The sequence below is a fragment of the Saccharopolyspora antibiotica genome, from assembly GCF_047200635.1.
Classification (GTDB): domain Bacteria; phylum Actinomycetota; class Actinomycetes; order Mycobacteriales; family Pseudonocardiaceae; genus Saccharopolyspora_C.
Genome location: NZ_JBJZOI010000054.1, coordinates 1 through 466 on the forward strand (window position 1 = coordinate 1; position 466 = coordinate 466).

Genomic DNA, 466 nt, shown 5'->3' on the forward strand with positions numbered 1-466 from the left:
CTGGCGGCGGTAGTGCCTCGGGGGCGACGCCGAGTGGAGAGAGCGAGGGGCTGGAGAGCTTCGAACCGTGCGTTTTTTTCCAGCCGGAGGAGCTGACGTCGTTCGGCCTGTCCACTCAGGCGAAGGAGTTCACGCAGGTCAGCTTCCAGCCGGGATGTTCCTGGGATGGGGACAAGTTCGGCCTCGCGTTGCAGAAGAACGCGGATGAGACGGTGGAAAGCCTCAGAGCTGGCGCGTGGGACGAGTATGCCGACGTGCAGATTGCGGGGCGCCGGGCTGCGCGGGTGATTCCTGTGGGGGCGACCGGACAAGGAGTCTGCAACGTGGTGGTTCCCGCGGGCGAAGGGGTTGCTCTGTATCAGCTCACGGGATTCTTTAAGGATTCCGTGGCTGATCCGTGTGGGGAGATCGAGAAGATCGCTGGTCAGACGGCTTCGCGGTTGCCGGAGTGATGTGGGAAGGGGCT

The 466-nt window shown here is 63.7% G+C and carries 1 protein-coding gene; it reads left to right on the forward strand.

What is annotated here, in order from left to right; translation table 11 throughout:
* Positions 1-452, forward strand: a 452-nt coding sequence (locus tag ACL03H_RS23860) for a DUF3558 family protein (protein ID WP_412813549.1), incomplete at its 5' end; no start/stop codon positions are given.
* Between the last annotated feature and the right edge of the window lie 14 nt (positions 453-466).